The following is a 16,605-nucleotide window of genomic DNA, read 5'->3' as shown; positions in this document are numbered from 1 at the left end:
GACGAGCCGCGGTTGGACTGTCATACAAAAGTTGTAAATAGCTGAAAAACTCGAATCATTGGTACGAAACATCAAGAAACCTCTTGTGCCAGTGCAATACCAACCAACAGGAACGTTTTTCTCCACAACCCGAAAGGCGGCCACAAGCCGTTTTTCTGTAGTATTACTACTCCCTCGACTGCTCAAAAGCATGAAATGCCAAAGCATTTGTAGTAAAACTACACGGCGCCGGATGACTGTCCGGCAAATCCAAGAATTCACGACGTCTGCCCAAAAGGCCAGTCGCAAACTCAGGCTTCCGATTCTGGTTGCCTTTCCGCCCTGGAGCAAGCCATGCAAGACCTCGATCCTATCGAAACCCAGGAATGGCTGGATGCCCTGGAGTCGGTCCTCGACAAAGAAGGCGAAGACCGCGCTCATTACCTGATGACCCGCATGGGCGAACTGGCCACCCGCAGTGGTTCCCAGTTGCCTTACGCCATCACCACGCCATACCGCAACACCATCCCTGTCACCCACGAAGCACGCATGCCTGGCGACCTGTTCATGGAACGCCGCATTCGCTCGATGGTGCGTTGGAACGCCTTGGCCATGGTCATGCGTACCAACCTGAAGGACTCGGACCTGGGCGGACACATCTCGAGCTTCGCCTCCAGCGCCACCCTCTACGACATCGGCTTCAACTACTTCTTCCAGGCCCCGACCGAAGAACACGGCGGCGACCTGATCTTCTTCCAGGGCCACGCCTCGCCAGGCGTCTACGCCCGCGCCTTCATGGAAGGCCGCATCAGCGAAGAGCAGATGAACAACTTCCGCCAGGAAGTGGACGGCAACGGCCTGTCTTCGTACCCGCACCCCTGGCTGATGCCTGACTTCTGGCAGTTCCCGACCGTTTCGATGGGTCTGGGTCCGATCCAGGCGATCTACCAGGCACGCTTCATGAAGTACCTGGAAGCCCGCGGCTTCATCCCGGCCGGCAAGCAGAAGGTCTGGTGCTTCATGGGTGACGGCGAGTGCGACGAGCCGGAATCCCTGGGCGCGATCGCCCTGGCCGGCCGCGAGAAGCTGGACAACCTGATCTTCGTCATCAACTGCAACCTGCAGCGCCTCGACGGTCCGGTTCGCGGCAACGGCAAGATCATCCAGGAACTCGAAGGCGTGTTCCGTGGCGGTGGCTGGAACGTCAACAAGGTCGTCTGGGGCCGCTTCTGGGACCCACTGCTGGCCAAGGACACCAACGGTGCCCTGCAGCGCCGCATGGACGAAGTCATCGACGGCGAGTACCAGAACTACAAGGCCAAGGACGGCGCGTACGTCCGTGAGAACTTCTTCAACACCCCAGAGCTCAAGGCCATGGTCGAAGACCTGTCCGACGACGAGATCTGGAAGCTCAACCGTGGCGGCCACGACCCGTACAAGGTCTACGCGGCGTACCACCAGGCTGTGAACCACAAAGAGCAGCCGACCGTCATCCTGGCCAAGACCATCAAGGGTTACGGTACCGGTGCTGGCGAAGCCAAGAACACCGCGCACAACACCAAGAAAGTCGACGTCGACAGCCTGCGTCACTTCCGCGACCGCTTCGACATTCCGGTCAAGGACGCCGACCTCGAGAACCTGCCGTTCTTCAAGCCTGAAGAAGGTTCTGCCGAAGCCAAGTACCTGGCCGAGCGTCGCGCCGCACTGGGTGGCTTCGTGCCACAACGCCGCGCCAAGAGCTTCAGCGTGCCGACCCCGCCACTGGAGACGCTCAAGGCGATCCTCGACGGCTCGGGCGACCGCGAAATCTCCACCACCATGGCCTTCGTGCGCATCCTGGCGCAACTGGTCAAGGACAAGGAAATCGGCCAGCGCATCGTCCCGATCATCCCGGACGAAGCCCGTACCTTCGGTATGGAAGGCATGTTCCGCCAGCTGGGCATCTACTCGTCGGTCGGCCAGCTCTACGAGCCAGTCGATAAAGACCAGGTGATGTTCTACCGCGAGGACAAGAAGGGCCAGATCCTGGAAGAAGGCATCAACGAAGCCGGCGCCATGTCGTCCTTCATCGCTGCCGGTACCTCGTACAGCTGCCACAACCAGCCGATGCTGCCGTTCTACATCTTCTACTCGATGTTCGGCTTCCAGCGTATCGGCGACCTGGCCTGGGCCGCTGGCGACAGCCGCACCCGTGGCTTCCTGATCGGCGGTACCGCCGGCCGTACCACGCTGAACGGCGAAGGCCTGCAGCACGAAGACGGTCACAGCCACATGATGGCGGGCACCATCCCGAACTGCCGCACCTACGATCCGACCTACGGCTACGAGCTGGCGGTGATCATCCAGGACGGCATGAAGAAGATGACCGAAGAGCAACAGGACATCTTCTACTACATCACCGTGATGAACGAATCCTACCAGCAGCCTGCCATCCCGGCCGGTGCCGAGGAAGGCATCATCAAGGGCATGTACCTGCTGGAAGAAGACACCCGCGAAGCCGCGCACCACGTTCAGCTGATGGGCTCCGGCACCATCCTGCGCGAAGTCCGCGAAGCGGCGAAGATCCTGCGTGAAGAGTTCAACATCGGTGCCGATGTATGGAGCGTCACCAGCTTCAACGAACTGCGTCGCGACGGCCTGGCCGTGGAACGCGCCAACCGCCTCAAGCCTGGCCAGAAGCCACAGCAGACCTACGTCGAGCAGTGCCTGAGCGGTCGCAAGGGTCCGGTCATCGCCTCCACCGACTACATGAAGCTGTTCGCCGAGCAGATTCGTCAGTGGGTACCAAGCAAAGAGTTCAAGGTCCTGGGTACCGATGGCTACGGTCGCAGCGACAGCCGCAAGAAGCTGCGTCACTTCTTCGAAGTCGACCGTCACTTCGTGGTGCTGGCTGCCCTGGAAGCCCTGGCTGACCGTGGCGAGATCGAACCGAAGGTTGTCGCTGACGCCATCGTCAAGTTCGGCATCGACCCGGACAAGCGCAACCCACTGGACTGCTGAGGAGTAACTTAAGTGAGCGAACTCATTCGCGTACCTGACATCGGCAGCGGTGAAGGTGAAATCATCGAGCTGTTCGTCAAGGTCGGCGACCGCATCGAAGCGGACCAGAGCCTGCTGACCCTGGAGTCGGACAAGGCTTCCATGGAGATCCCGGCCCCCAAGGCCGGCGTCATCAAGGAGCTGAAGGTCAAGCTGGGCGACCGCCTGAAAGAAGGCGACGAACTGCTGGTCCTGGAAGCCGAGGGCGCCGCTGCGGCGCCTGAGGCTCCGGCCGCCGCCCCGGCTGCTGCCCCTGCGGCCGCTGCACCCGCCGCTGAAGCCGCCCCTGCTCCGGCACCTGCCGCAGCACCGGCTGCCGCCAGCGTGCAGGACATCCACGTGCCGGATATCGGCTCGTCGGGCAAGGCCAAGATCATCGAAGTGCTGGTCAAGGTCGGCGATACCGTCGAAGCCGACCAGTCGCTGATCACCCTGGAATCCGACAAGGCTTCCATGGAGATCCCATCGCCTGCCGCCGGCGTGGTCGAAGAAGTCCTGTGCAAGCTGGAAGACGAAGTCGGCACTGGCGACCTGATCTTCAAGCTGAAAGTCGCAGGCGCCGCGCCTGCGGCCGCTCCGGCACCAGCTGCTGCCCCGGCAGCCGCCAAGGCCGAGGCTGCTCCGGCTGCCGCACCCGCCGCTGCCGCCCCAGCTGCTGCCCCTGCACCGGTTGCTACCGCACCGGCCGCTGGCAGCAATGCCAAGGTTCACGCAGGCCCTGCCGTTCGTCAGCTGGCTCGTGAATTCGGTGTCGACCTGGGTGCTGTTGCCGCCACCGGCCCGCACGGCCGCATCCTGAAAGAAGACGTGCAGGTCTACGTCAAGGCCATGATGCAGAAGGCCAAGGAAGCACCGGCAGCCGCTGGCGCAACCGGTGGTGCTGGCATCCCGCCGATCCCGGCCGTGGACTTCAGCAAGTTCGGTGAAGTCGAGGAAGTCGCCCTGACCCGCCTGATGCAGGTCGGTGCTGCCAACCTGCACCGCAGCTGGCTGAACGTGCCGCACGTGACCCAGTTCGACTCCGCCGACATCACCGAGCTGGAAGCCTTCCGCGTTGCGCAGAAAGCCGTGGCGGAAAAGGCCGGCGTCAAGCTGACCGTCCTGCCGCTGCTGCTCAAGGCCTGTGCCCACCTGCTCAAGGAGCTGCCGGACTTCAACAGCTCGCTGGCACCAAGCGGCAAGGCCATCATCCGCAAGAAGTACGTCAACGTCGGCTTCGCCGTGGACACCCCGGACGGCCTGCTGGTCCCTGTGATCAAGAACGTCGATCAGAAGAGCCTGCTGCAACTGGCTGGCGAAGCAGCTGCGCTGGCTGAAAAAGCCCGCACCAAGAAGCTGTCGGCCGACGACATGCAGGGTGCCTGCTTCACCATCTCCAGCCTCGGTCACATTGGCGGCACCGGCTTCACGCCGATCGTCAACGCGCCGGAAGTGGCGATCCTCGGTGTTTCCAAGGCGACCATCCAGCCAGTCTGGGACGGCAAGGCCTTCCAGCCGAAGCTGATGCTGCCGCTGTCGCTGTCCTACGATCACCGTGTGATCAACGGCGCTGCCGCTGCGCGCTTCACCAAGCGCCTGGGCGACCTGCTGACGGACATCCGCACGCTGCTGCTGTAATGCTGCACCCCGCCTCCCCTCACCGGGGAGGCGGGACCGATTTCGAGCTGCCACGCTCGTACCTCAACCCCGCCCCTGGCGGGGCTTTTTTTGCCTGAAAACAACCTTCCCATGAAGGGCCGCCAGGCGCGCAAGCTTCAGATTTCCGACGCCCAGCCGACAACCTGCATACGCTGCCCCACATGGCCGCTTGCCAGCCCACGGGACATGATGCACCCTTGCTCAACGCGCCGCCGCTTACCTGCGGCATACCGCGCCAACCGCCTTGTTCAAGCGAGTCTTCGATGAAAAGCCAACCCGATGCCGCCAGCCGTGTGGCGGCCGAGGTCGTGACGCAGTTACCCGTGCCCTCGCGGCTCGGGATGCTGCGTTTCGAGCGGCTGAACGAAGCCAGTTGGGCCATGCTCTACCTCGACCCGGGCTGCGATCGCCAGTTCGGCCTGCCCGCAGCCGAACTCTGTGCCCTGATCGGCTCGCCCTATGCCAGCCTCATGGAGCCTGAAGCGCGCTACAAGCTGCACGACGAGATCCAACTGCAGCTGGCGCGGCGCAACCACTACCGCGTGCGCTATACCCTGCACGCCGGCTCCGGGCCCCTGCGCTTGCTGGAGGTCGGCGAGGCCTACAAGCAGCACAACCGCCAACTGCTGCGCGGCTACCTCACGGTGCTGGACGACCAGGCAGAAGAAATCCCGAGCCAGGACGCAAACGATCTCGAGTCACGCAACAGCCGCCTGCAACTGGCCCTGCAACTCAACCAGCGCGCCCAACAGGAGCAACTCGAGCACCTGGAGCGGGTGCGTGCCCAGCAGGACCTGATCCTGCGCCTGGCACGCCAGCGCTACAGCGCCAGCAACTCGCTGCTCGAAGCGGCCGAACTGATCACCCGCAGCGCCTGCGAAATCTACAAGCTCGACTGCGCCAGCATCTGGTACCTCAACGAGCAACGCCTGGAACCGATCACCGCCTGGTTCCAGCACGAGCAGGCCCACCGCCTGCCGCAGCCGATCGACGCCAGCCACTACCCGGATTACCTCGACGCCCTGCACGCCAGCCGCGCCATCGACGCCCACAACGCCAGCCATGACCCACGCACCCGGGACATGGTCCAGGGCCTGCTCAGCACCGCCGACAATGCCATGCTCGATGCCAGCATCCGCGTCGACGGCCAGGTGGTCGGCGTGCTCTGCCTGGAGCAGACCGGCCAGCCGCGGGCCTGGCAGTCCGACGAAATCGCCTTTGCCGGCGAGCTGGCCGACCAGTTCGCCCAGGTCATCACCAACCACAACCGCCGCACCGCCACCAGCGCCCTGCACCTGTTCCAGCGTGCGGTAGAGCAGAGCGCTAGCGCCTTCCTGCTGGTCAATCGCGACGGTGTGGTGGAGTACGTCAACCCAAGCTTCACCGCCATTACCCAGTACAGCACCGACGAAGTGCAGGGCCACCACCTGGCCGAGCTGCCGGCACTGGAAAACCTCAGCCAGATCCTGTTCGACTCACCGTCGAGCCTGGCCATGGGCAACAGCTGGCAAGGTGAATTCAAGAGCCGGCGCAAGAGCCTGGAACCCTACTGGGGCCAGTTGTCGATTTCCAAGGTGTATGGCGACAACCGCGAGTTGACCCACTACATCGGCATCTACGAAGACGTCACCCAGAGCAAGCTTGCCCAGCAACGCATCGAGCGCCTGGCCTACACCGACAACCTCACCAGCCTGGGCAATCGCCCGGCGTTCATCCGCAGCCTCGACGAACGCTTCGCCCGCGACGGCGACAGCCCGATCTGCCTGCTGCTGGTCGACATCGATAACTTCAAGCGCATCAACGACAGCCTCGGCCACCAGACCGGCGACAAGCTGCTGATCAGCCTTGCCCGCCGTCTGCGCAACAGCCTAAGCAGCGGTGGCAGCCTGGCGCGCTTTGCCAGCAACGAGTTCGCCGTGCTGCTGGACGACACCGGCCTCGAAGACGGCCAGAACATCGCCCAGCAGTTGCTGCGCACCCTCGACAAGCCCATGTTCGTCGACAACCAGCTGATCAACGTCACCGCCTCAGTGGGCCTGGCCTGCGCGCCCCTGCACGGCGCCGACCCGCAGACCCTGATGAAGAACGCAGGCCTGGCCCTGCACAAGGCCAAGGCCAACGGCAAGCATCAGGTCCAGGTGTTCACCGAAGTGCTCAACGCCGAGGCCAGCTACAAGCTGTTCGTCGAGAACAACCTGCGCCGGGCCCTGACCCAGAACGAGCTGGAGGTCTTCTACCAACCCAAGCTGTGCCTGCGCAGCGGTCGCCTGTTGGGCCTGGAGGCGCTGCTGCGCTGGAACCACCCCGAGCGCGGCATGATCCGCCCCGACCAGTTCATCAGCGTGGCCGAAGAGACCGGCCTGATCATCCCCATCGGTAAATGGGTGGTGCGCCAGTCGTGCCGCATGAGCCAGGAGCTGCGCGAGGCCGGCATGGGCAATCTGCACGTGGCGATCAACCTGTCGCCCAAGCAGTTCTCCGACCCCGAGCTGGTCAGCTCGATCGGTGCCATTCTCAAGGAAGAAGCGCTGCCCCCGCACCTGCTGGAACTGGAGCTGACCGAGGGCCTGCTGCTGGAGGCCACCGAAGACACCCGGCGCCAGCTCGACGAGCTCAAGCAGCTGGGTCTGACCCTGGCCATGGATGACTTCGGTACGGGCTATTCATCGCTGAGCTACCTGAAGAAGTTTCCCATCGACATCATCAAGATCGATCGCAGCTTCATCAGCGAGATTCCCGCCAACCAGGACGACATGGAGATCACCTCGGCGGTGGTGGCCATGGCCCACAACCTCAAGCTCAAGGTGGTCGCCGAAGGCATCGAGACCTCCGAACAGCTGGCGTTCCTGCGTCGCCACCGCTGCGACGTCGGCCAGGGCTACCTGTTCGACCGGCCGATCCCCGGGCGCGAGCTGGTCGACAAGCTCAGGCGCTATCCGCGCGGGCCGGTGGCCTGACAGGCGCGTAAACCTCGGGCACTATAGGGGCCATGCGGGCCTCTTCGCGGGCAAGCCCGCTCCCACAGCAACCCCTGTAGGAGCGGGCTTGCCCGCGAACAAGCCACAACCGCTCCCACTGTCAGACAGAGGAACAATCATGGTCCTGCGCTCGGAAATCCTCGTGAACAAAAACGTCCTGCCCACCGCGGAACAGGCCCTGCCTGGCCGCGAAACCCCTATGTCCCTGCCCGAATTCCACTACGTGTTCGAAGGCACCCCGCTGCTCGGCCCATTCTTCGAAGGCAGCATCGACTTCGCCATCTTCGGCCTGGGCTGCTTCTGGGGCGCCGAACGACGTTTCTGGCAGCGTGAAGGCGTGGTCAGCACCGTGGTCGGCTACGCCGGCGGTTTCACCCCCAACCCGACCTACGAAGAGGTCTGCTCGGGCCTGACCGGCCACACCGAGGTGGTGCTGGTGGTGTTCGACAAGGACAAGGTCAGCTACCGCGAACTGCTGGCGATGTTCTGGGAACTGCACAACCCGACCCAGGGCATGCGCCAGGGCAACGACATCGGCACCCAGTACCGTTCGGCCATCTATTGCACCTCGCCGGAGCAACTGGAGCAGGCCAAGGCCAGCCGCGATGCCTTCCAGGCCGAGCTGAGCAAGGCCGGTTTCGGCGAGATCACCACCGAGATCGACCAGGCGCCGACCGTCTACTTCGCCGAGGCCTACCACCAGCAGTACCTGGCCAAGAACCCCGAAGGCTACTGCGGCATCGGTGGCACCGGCGTGTGCCTGCCCCCCAGCCTGCAGGGTAACTGACCCATGATCCTGTTCCATTCGCCGCTGTCGCCGTTCGTGCGCAAGGTCATGGTGGTGTTGCACGAGACCGACCAGCTGGCCCGCGTGACCCTGCAACCCGTCAACATCAGCCCGGTGAGCGGTGACGAGCAGCTCAACCAGGACAATCCGATCGGCAAGATCCCGGCCCTGCGCCTGGACGACGGCAGCGTGCTGCACGACAGCCGGGTGATCTGCGAGTACCTCGACACCCAGCACGTCGGTAACCCGCTGGTTCCCCGCGAGGGCTCGGCGCGCTGGCGGCGCCTGACCCTGGCCTCCCAGGCCGATGCGATCATGGATGCGGCGGTGTCGAGCCGCTATGAAAGCTTCCTGCGTCCTGAGGACAAGCGCTGGGATGGCTGGCTGCAGGCGCAGTCAGCGAAGATCCGCCGAGGCCTGGCGGATCTTGAGCAGCATCACCTGGCAGAGATCGCCTCCGGCTTCGACATCGCCTCGATCGGCGTGGCCTGCGCGCTGGGCTACCTGGACCTGCGCCAGCCGGAGTTCGGCTGGCGTGAACAACAGCCTGGGCTGGCTGCATGGTATGCCCAGGTGTGCCAGCGGCCATCGATGCTGGCTACAGTGCCGGTAGCCTGAAGCCCCCGTTCACGGACAAGTCGGAGCGACGACTTGCCCGTGAATGCCTCAACCCGACCTGGCAGGAAACAACATCCCCACCCGAACCGCCAACCAGCGCCCGATCGCCTTGTCCTCCCTCATGCCACCCTCCCCACCCGCGACCAGTCCAGCCGCCGGGTCAGCACCATGAACACCCCGAGCAAGCCAAAACACAGCAGCGAGCCCATCAGCAGCGCATAGTCCTCGGCACTCAGCAGCCCGTAGAGCAGGCCATACAGCGCCGCCAACCCCAGCGCAAAACCCGCCCCGCGCACCGGGCTGTGCAGCACATGGCTCAAGTAGAAGCCGATCAGCAGCACACAGGCCGCCGCCGACAAGCCGTACGCCAAGCCGAAACCCAGGTGTTCCGACAGTGACAGCAGCAACAGATAGAACAGCGCCAGCGCCGCCCCCACCAGCATGTACTGCATCGGGTGCACGCTGAGGTTCTTCAACACCTCGAACAGGAAGAAGCCGGCAAAGGTCAGCGCGATGAACAGCAGCGCGTACTTGATCGCACGTTCGCTCTTGAGGTACTGGTCCACCGGATCGACGAAGCTCACACCAAAGGTGCGCCCACTGAAATCCGCGCACTTGTCCGCACCGGCGCATTGGCGCAGCGCGTCTTCCAGGTTGGTGGCAAAGAACGAGGTCTGCCAGCGCGCGGTGAAGCCCTGGGCATCGATCTCACGGCTGGCCGGCAAGTAGTTGCCGATGAAGCTCGGATGGGGCCAGTTGGCGCGCATCTCGACCCGGCTGCTGCGCCCCACTGGCAGTACATGGAGTTGTCCGGTGCCCTGCAGCGCCAGGTCGAAGGCATAACTGAACTCGCGGGCAGCCTGGCCATCCAGCCCCGGCAGAGCGACGCGCACGCCACCGGCCATCCAGTCCAGGCCGGTGCCTGCTTCGAACGGCAGGCGCTGATCGTCGAGGCTCAGTTCCAAGGCGTTCTCGATGCCACGAATATCGCTGATGCCCACGACCATGAACGGTTTGTCGAACCGGTAGTCGTCGTAGTCCTTGTCGATACCCCAGCGCTCGGGCAGCTTGAAGCGGCCACTGACATGGTTCTTGGCATGGAACAACCGCGCCTGGTAGATGCCACGGGCGCGCAGCTCGGTATCGACCTGGCTGGCGACCTCGAAGGTTTCCGGCAGGAAGTACAGGTGGCCGCTGACAGTGCTGGTTTCCTGCACACTCTTGCCGTCCTTGTCGATCCAGCGGCGCTGGTACTTGCGGTACGGCACCACCAGCAGCGGGCCGCTGATCTGCTGGTCGAAGCTCGAGCTCTGGGCGATGTCCTGCAGCACGCTATCGCGCGCGGCCTGGCGTTCATCGATCAGGCCACCGATCATCAACAGAGGGATCAATAACAGCAGCATCAGCAGGACGATCATGCCGAGCTTGAAACTCAGGGGCTTGTTCATGGGGCGTTGGCTCCGGTTGTGATGGGCGCAGGTTGCGCCCATCACATGGAGACAATGGGGAGGGTTTGTGCAGATTGTGTGGAGATGGCGAGCCGGTCTCGAATCCGGCGCCGGAATCAGCCCATGCGCCGCGCAGGCAGCCAAAGCCTGACCCGCACCCCGCCGTCGACGTTATCGACCGCCAGCGCTCCACCATGCAGCTGCATCACTTCGTCGACAAAGTTGAGCCCAAGCCCGGTGCTCTTGCGTCCGGTCCCTGGCCGCGGCAAGGAATAGAAGCGCTCGCTGACCCGCTCGATGGCGTAATCCGGAATCGCCTCCCCCTGGTTGAACAGACTCAACGCAACCCGTTCGCCCTCCTGCACCCACTCGAACGACAACGTGCCGCCGGCCGGCGTGAAGTCGAGTGCGTTGTCCACCAGGTTCGCCAGCGCCTGGCGCAACAGGAAGGGGTCGCACAGCAACAACACACCACCCGGCACCTGTTGCCGGATCTGCAATCCGGCACTGTCGATCCGCGCCGCATACCCGTGCAGCAACTCGTCGAGCAGTGCCGCAAGCGGCACCTGCTGCTCATCCTCCAGCGCCTGCATCTGCTCGACCCGCGCCAGGTTGAGCAAGCGCTCGATCATCTGCTGCAAACGCTCGCTCTCACGCTCGATATTGCTGGCAAAACGCGCCCGCTGCTCATCCGGCATCGGCCCCTGCAACAGCTCGGAAGCCCCGCGAATCGCCGCCAGTGGGCTCTTCAGCTCATGGGTGAGGGTATGCACATAGCGCTCGACATACGCCTTGCCCTCCAACTGCGTGCGCATGCGCTCCACCGCCGTGGCCAGTTGCAGCAGTTCGCCGCCCTTGTAGTGCGGCAGCGCCGCGCGCTCGCCCTCACTCACCGCCTGGGCGTAGCGGGTGAGGCGGCGCAACGACCGCGCCAGCCACCAGGACAGCGCCGCACCCACCAGCAGCCCGAGCACGATCAAGCCCAGGCCGAGCGTCAGCAAACGTTGCTCGGAGCGGTCGATATAGGGTTGCAGCGAACTGTTGGGCTTGGCCACCGTCACCACACCGATGACCTGGCCGTTATCCATGATCGGTGCCGCCACATGCATCACCGAGGTGCTTTCGTCGTCCGGATCGCTGCGGGTCGAACGCGCGCCATACTGGCCGCGCAGGGTCAGGTAGACGTCGTTCCAGCGCGAGTAATCCTTGCCCAGTGCCTGGCCACTGGAGTCGAGCAGGACGATGCCTTGGGCGTCGGTGACATAGATCCGGTGACTGACCTGGTTTTTCGCCAGCCCCCAGATATCGGCACCCGGGCGGCGCTGCCCGTAGGATTCGAGCACTTGCGGCAGACGACTTTGCCCAAGCGTGCCGGCCTTGACGTCATCGTGAAGGATTTCTGCCAACAGGTTGGCGGTGTCCACCAGGGTTTCCTCGGAAGACTGGCGCACCACCGGGCGAATCTGTTCGCGCACGGTATTGAGCAGGAAGTAACCCGACAACCCGACGAACAGGAAGTACACCAGAAAGATCCGGATCCCCAGGCGCATCAGGCGTGATCCGGGCTGTAGCTGTAGCCCAGGCCGCGATGGGTCTGGATCGGCTCGGCGTCGGCCACGACCTGGCGCAGCTTGGCGCGCAGGCTCTTGATATGGCTATCGACGGTACGTTCGTAACCGGCATCCGAGGACACGCCCAGGCCGTCGAGCAGTTGCTCGCGGCTGAACACCCGCCGGGGTTGCTCGAGCAGGCAGTGCAACAGGCGAAACTCATGGCGGGTGAGTGTCAGCGCCTGGCCCCGGTAGAGAATGCGCATACCCCGCGTATCGACTTCGAACGGCCGGGCTTCGCCCACCGCCTCGCCCCGGGGCGCCATGCGCTTGAGGATCGCCCGCACCCGCGCAGCCACCTCGCGCGGGCTGAACGGCTTGACCACATAGTCGTCGGCACCGATTTCCAAGCCTACGACCCGGTCGATCTCACCATCGCGGGCACTGAGGAACATCACCGGCACCTCGCTGAAGCGGCGCAGCTGGCGACAGGTTTCGAAGCCGCTGATATCGGGCAGGCCGATGTCGAGGATGACCAGGTCGGCCGGACGCTGGCGCATCTGATCGAGCGCGGCGCTGCCCAGGTTCACCCAGGTGGTGGTATGGCCGTCGGCCTGGAGGGCGTAGACCAGGGTGTCGGCGATGGCGGATTCGTCTTCGACGATGAGGATGTGGGGCATGGGTGAGGCTCTGAGGGTCTGGTCGTCGATTGTCCGACCGGGCCCTACCGCCGGACAAGCCCACTCCCACAATTGCAGGTTGACGCTGCACCTGCGGGAGCGAGCTTGCATGCGAGAGGCCAGCCCGGAAGATCAGCAGTCCGGTTTGTCTGCGGTATAGCGCCGCGCCGGGTTCACCGCCGCCTTGAACTCACGCAGCGCCTTGGCGCCGATCAGCAGCGGGTAGTTGAAGTTGCTGCGGTCGGTCAGGTTGACCTCCACCGTGCGCTTGACGTCGCCCAGGCACAGCTCCAGGTCCACCACCGGGCGGCGGGCGGCCTCGGCCGGTTCGTCCTCGTCGTCTTCATCGCCCGAGCGGGCCTTGATCTTGCTGATGCGCGCCACCTTGTGCTCGTAGACCTTGCCGTCGGCGTCCTTGGTCGCCAGGCGGAATCGCACCCAATCCTCGCCGTCGCGGGTGAAGGTTTCGATATCCTTGGCCGACAACGAAGCGGTCAGCGCGCCAGTATCCATCTTGGCCTTGAGGGTCTGGCCGATCTCGGGGAGCTTGATGTACTCGTAGCGGCCATAGAGTGTCGGCTCGGCGGCCATCACCGGCAGCGCCAGCAGTGACAGGAGGGCAAGCAGTGGTTTCACGGGAAGCATTCCTTGAGATGAGACAGTGCTTAGACTACGCGGGCAGGATAGGTTCGTTGTCATAGCCTATCCAACATAATGTGAAACATTTGTGCCTTCCATTGGGCACTGGACGTTTGGCGTAGGGCCTCGCCCTGCTTATCATTGCCAACCGCAAATTTCACACAACAAGAGTCTCCTTATGCGTCGCCTGCTGACCGGCATTCTCACAACAGCCCTGCTGCTGCTCAACACCCTGGTGCTGATCGGGCCGCTGCTGGTCTTCGCCCTGCTCAAGCTGGTGCTGCCCGGCCGTGGCCGCGACTATGCCTCCTGGGCGGTGATGTGGATCGCCGAGACCTGGTCGGAAATCGACAAGGCCATCTTCGCCCTGTGCATCCCCACGCAATGGGACATCCGTGGCATCGAGAACCTGAACCCGAACACCTCCTACCTGTGCATCAGCAACCACCAGAGCTGGGTCGACATTCCCGCGCTGATCGAAAGCCTCAACCGCCGGGTGCCGTTCTTCAAGTTCTTCCTCAAGAAGGAGCTGATCTGGGTGCCGCTGCTGGGCCTGGCCTGGTGGGCGCTGGACTACCCCTTCATGAAGCGCTACAGCAAGGCCTTCCTCGACAAGCACCCCGAACTCAAGGGCAAGGACCTGGAAATCACCAAGGCAGCCTGTGAGCTGTTCAAGCGCCAGCCGGTGACCGTGGTCAACTACCTTGAAGGCACGCGCTTCACCGAAGCCAAGCGCGCACAACAGCAGTCGCCGTACCGCCACCTGCTCAAGCCCAAGGCTGGCGGCGTGGCCTTCGTGCTCGCCGCACTGGGCGACCAACTCGATGCCCTGCTCGATGTGACCATCGTCTACCCCGGCAACAAGGCGCCGGGCTTCTGGGACCTGCTCAATGGCAGCATCAGCCGGGTGACCATCGACATTCAGGTGCGTGAGCTGGACCGCACCCTGTGTGAAGGCGACTACGAGAGCGATCCGGCGTTCCGGCAGCAGGTTCAGGCGTGGGTGAACCAGTTGTGGGAAGACAAGGATCAACGCATCGAGCAGCTGCGCGCCGAGATGCGCTGAGCATGATCTCTGCGTATTCGCGGATCTGGCCGCGAATACGCGTCCAGATGCTCGATTAAAATCCATATTTATAATTGAGATAAGCAACTCTTTGTTTGTCATCGTCCAGTCGCCTGGATAAAAATCGATCTACACAATTACAAAAAGCCAGGATCGATCGATGGCCCACACACCCTCCTCTTCCGCCGAGGCGCCAGCACCACAACTGCGCCGCGTGCTCGGCCTCCCCGCACTGGTGTTCTTCGGCCTGGTGTACATGGTCCCGCTGACCATCTTCACCACCTACGGCATCGTCACCGAGATCACGGGCGGGCGCACCGCAGGTGCCTATCTCGTCACCCTGCTAGCGATGCTGTTCACCGCCACGTCCTACAGCTTCATGGTCAAGCGTTTTCCGGTCGCAGGCTCGGCATACTCCTATACAAACCTCGCCTTCGGTCCGAATATCGGCTTCCTGGCCGGCTGGTCGTTGCTGCTCGACTACCTGTTCATCCCGATGATCAACTACCTGCTCATCGGCCTTTTCCTCAACCTCGCCTTCCCTGCCATCCCGGCCTGGAGCATCGTCCTGGCATCGATTGCCCTGGTCACCCTGCTCAACGTGATCGGCATCCACTCGGTGGCCAAGGCCAGCAACCTGATCGTCGGCGCGCAGATCGTCTTCATCGGGGTGTTCGTCGCCCTGTCCTATCAGAGCCTCGCCGGACAACCGGTAGAGATGCTGGCTCCGCTGCGGGGCGACGGCAGTGCCCCGGGCTTCGCGGCGTTGATGGCCGGGGCGGCGGTGCTGTGTCTTTCGTTCCTGGGCTTCGATGCAGTGTCGACACTGGCCGAGGAATGCAGGGACGCCCGTCGCGACGTACCGCGGGCGATCATCCTCACCACCCTGAGTGCCGGGCTGCTGTTCACCGTGCTCGCCTATGTCAGCCAGTTGGTGCTGCCAGGCAGCGCATTCAGCAACGTCGACGCCGCCGCCAACGAGGTGATGCTCAAGGCCGGCGGCCAGTTCCTCGCCAACTTCTTCACGGCCGCGTTCGTCGCCGGCAGCCTGGGCTCGGCACTGGCCTCCCAGGCGGCGGTGTCACGTATCCTCTTCACCATGGGCCGTGATGGCGTGCTGCCAAGGCGCACTTTCGGCCACCTGTCGCCACGCTTCGGCACACCGGTGTTCGCCATCGTGCTGGTCTCGGCCTTTTCGCTGCTGGCACTGGTGATCGATCTGGCGACCCTGGCATCGCTGATCAGCTTCGGTGCGCTGGTGGCGTTCTCGGTGGTGAACCTGGCAGTGGTGCGCACGCACCTGATCGACGAGCGTACCCATCGCACTCCAACAGGGCTGCTGCGCTATGGCTTGGTGCCATTGGTCGGGTTGGGGCTGACGCTGTGGTTGTGGACCAGCCTGTCGGCGTTGACCCTGGTGATTGGCCTGTGCTGGTTCGCCCTGGGGCTGGCTTACCTGGCGGTGCTGACGGCCGGCTTCCGGCGGCCGGTGCAACTGGTGGACTTTTCCTAGGCGGGGTAACGGCGTGTCCGCGCCGGCTTTTTCGCAGGCAAGCCCGCGACAGGGCCGGCTGGCTGTCAGACCGATGGCACCGCACTTGCCGGGCTGCCCCACAGGCTGCCCAGGTTCTGCAGCAACGAACCGGCAATGCCCTGCTGCCCCAGGTACTGCAGGATCAACGGCGCGAACTGGCCGATCATGCCGGTATCCATGCCTAGCGCCTTGAAGGCGTTATCCAGGTCGTTGCGATTCTCGACATTGCCCAGGGCATTGCTCAGCGCCGACGGGTGCTGGTTGTTCTGCCCCAGCAACTCGCCCAGCCCGTTGAGCCCGCCCAGGGCGTTGGCACCGGACAACAGGTCGAGACCGGGCACCGCCTTGGTCAACTGGCCGTAGTCGTCATTGCTCAGGTTGTTGCGCGCAAGGCCCAGCATGGCGCCAGCGCCGCCGACAGCCTGCTCGGGGGTGATCTTCAGTTCGCTGCCCAAGGTGTTGAGCAGATTGGCCTGTGCGGCCGGCGCCTGGACCTGGCCTTTCGGGGTCTGCATGGCCGAGACAGCATTGGCGGCATCGTTGAGGTTGAAGGCGAACACCGGGCTTGCGGCCAGGGTCATCAGGGTTGCCAGGGTGAATGCTTTCATCGGAGGACCTCGTAGGCCGGGATGGCCTGGAAAACGAGGTG

12 protein-coding genes are annotated in these 16,605 nt (G+C 63.7%); 7 read left to right on the top strand and 5 right to left on the bottom strand.

Translation table 11 applies throughout. From position 1 onward, the window contains the following. Window positions 1-333: 333 nt before the first annotated feature. The 5 genes from aceE to AC2CGW_RS12285 all read left to right on the top strand — a co-directional run bounded on the left by aceE (window position 334) and on the right by AC2CGW_RS12285 (window position 9,039). Window positions 334-2,979, top strand: a complete 2,646-nt coding sequence (gene aceE / locus AC2CGW_RS12305; protein ID WP_054892164.1) for a pyruvate dehydrogenase (acetyl-transferring), homodimeric type — start codon at window positions 334-336, stop codon at window positions 2,977-2,979. Window positions 2,980-2,991: 12 nt separating this feature from the next. Then, window positions 2,992-4,635, top strand: coding sequence for a dihydrolipoyllysine-residue acetyltransferase (aceF, locus tag AC2CGW_RS12300; RefSeq protein ID WP_426352601.1), 1,644 nt, complete (start codon window positions 2,992-2,994; stop codon window positions 4,633-4,635). A 284-nt stretch (window positions 4,636-4,919) separates the two neighbouring features. After that, the gene (locus AC2CGW_RS12295; RefSeq protein ID WP_186720152.1) at window positions 4,920-7,613 is read left to right on the top strand and encodes a putative bifunctional diguanylate cyclase/phosphodiesterase; all 2,694 of its coding nucleotides are present in this window, start codon (window positions 4,920-4,922) and stop codon (window positions 7,611-7,613) included. Window positions 7,614-7,752: 139 nt separating this feature from the next. Next, complete coding sequence (gene msrA, locus AC2CGW_RS12290; RefSeq protein WP_484574093.1) at window positions 7,753-8,421, top strand: peptide-methionine (S)-S-oxide reductase MsrA; 669 nt, start codon at window positions 7,753-7,755, stop codon at window positions 8,419-8,421. A 3-nt stretch (window positions 8,422-8,424) separates the two neighbouring features. Further along, window positions 8,425-9,039, top strand: a complete 615-nt coding sequence (locus tag AC2CGW_RS12285; protein WP_484574092.1) for a glutathione S-transferase — start codon at window positions 8,425-8,427, stop codon at window positions 9,037-9,039. A gap of 119 nt (window positions 9,040-9,158) precedes the next feature. On the opposite strand, the gene creD is transcribed toward AC2CGW_RS12285, so the two are convergent. The 4 genes from creD to rloA2 all read right to left on the bottom strand — a co-directional run bounded on the left by creD (window position 9,159) and on the right by rloA2 (window position 13,353). Then, window positions 9,159-10,487 (bottom strand): cell envelope integrity protein CreD, encoded by a 1,329-nt coding sequence (creD, locus tag AC2CGW_RS12280; protein ID WP_186720155.1) that lies wholly within the window; start codon window positions 10,485-10,487, stop codon window positions 9,159-9,161. A 116-nt stretch (window positions 10,488-10,603) separates the two neighbouring features. Continuing rightward, window positions 10,604-12,037, bottom strand: a complete 1,434-nt coding sequence (gene creC, locus AC2CGW_RS12275) for a two-component system sensor histidine kinase CreC (RefSeq protein ID WP_186711522.1) — start codon at window positions 12,035-12,037, stop codon at window positions 10,604-10,606. Continuing rightward, window positions 12,037-12,717 carry a two-component system response regulator CreB gene (gene creB, locus AC2CGW_RS12270; protein ID WP_186667481.1) on the bottom strand — a complete coding sequence of 227 codons (681 nt, stop codon included), beginning with the start codon at window positions 12,715-12,717 and terminating at the stop codon, window positions 12,037-12,039. The genes creC and creB overlap by 1 nt, the downstream gene beginning before the upstream one ends. Before the next feature lie 132 nt (window positions 12,718-12,849). Next, a complete protein-coding gene (gene rloA2 / locus AC2CGW_RS12265; RefSeq protein ID WP_484574091.1) occupies window positions 12,850-13,353 on the bottom strand; it encodes a retropepsin-like aspartic peptidase RloA2 in 504 nt (167 codons plus the stop codon). Between the two features lie 181 nt (window positions 13,354-13,534). Here rloA2 and AC2CGW_RS12260 point away from each other — a divergent pair, with 181 nt between their 5' ends. Together AC2CGW_RS12260 and AC2CGW_RS12255 are read left to right on the top strand one after the other, a co-directional pair. After that, entirely contained in the window at window positions 13,535-14,422 is an 888-nt protein-coding gene (locus AC2CGW_RS12260) for an acyltransferase (protein ID WP_186711519.1), read from the top strand. A gap of 160 nt (window positions 14,423-14,582) precedes the next feature. Next, window positions 14,583-15,935, top strand: a complete 1,353-nt coding sequence (locus AC2CGW_RS12255; RefSeq protein WP_484574090.1) for an APC family permease — start codon at window positions 14,583-14,585, stop codon at window positions 15,933-15,935. 65 nt (window positions 15,936-16,000) lie between these two features. On the opposite strand, the gene AC2CGW_RS12250 is transcribed toward AC2CGW_RS12255, so the two are convergent. After that, window positions 16,001-16,564 (bottom strand): DUF2780 domain-containing protein, encoded by a 564-nt coding sequence (locus AC2CGW_RS12250; RefSeq protein WP_186720164.1) that lies wholly within the window; start codon window positions 16,562-16,564, stop codon window positions 16,001-16,003. Between the last annotated feature and the right edge of the window lie 41 nt (window positions 16,565-16,605).

The organism is Pseudomonas sp. SYWMCR5 (genome assembly GCF_057197165.1).
Note: the sequence above shows the minus strand (reverse complement) of the source record. Positions and strands in the feature narration are given on the sequence as shown.